The organism is Stenotrophomonas sp. GbtcB23, from assembly GCF_019091045.1.
GTDB classification, from domain to species: domain Bacteria; phylum Pseudomonadota; class Gammaproteobacteria; order Xanthomonadales; family Xanthomonadaceae; genus Stenotrophomonas; species Stenotrophomonas rhizophila_A.
Genome location: NZ_JAGXKC010000494.1, coordinates 1 through 256, shown reverse-complemented (window position 1 = coordinate 256; position 256 = coordinate 1). Strand labels below are relative to the sequence as shown.

The following is a 256-nucleotide window of genomic DNA, read 5'->3' as shown; positions in this document are numbered from 1 at the left end:
GCCTGTATCCGCCCTCTTCAACGAACGCCCAGAACAAGGCAACGAACGATGGGTCGATTGCCTCAACCACAAGGACGATATCCAGGTCCTTGGTCGCGCGAGGTTTGAGGTCTGTTCCACTCAACACGGCGTGCATTGCACAACCGCCAATCAGGATGTATTTGTCGCTATGGGCCGCGAATCTGTCGCGGAACAGCGCTAGCCCTTTAATCTCTCCCACGTGTTGCGCTCCAGTTCCTCCCACGAGATCTGCACC

General features: G+C 56.6%; 1 protein-coding gene. It reads right to left on the bottom strand.

Annotated features, from left to right (window positions below):
- A partial coding sequence (locus KVS69_RS19890) for a hypothetical protein (RefSeq protein WP_254622314.1) occupies positions 1 to 220 on the bottom strand: 220 nt, incomplete at its 3' end.
- Positions 221 to 256: the final 36 nt, after the last annotated feature.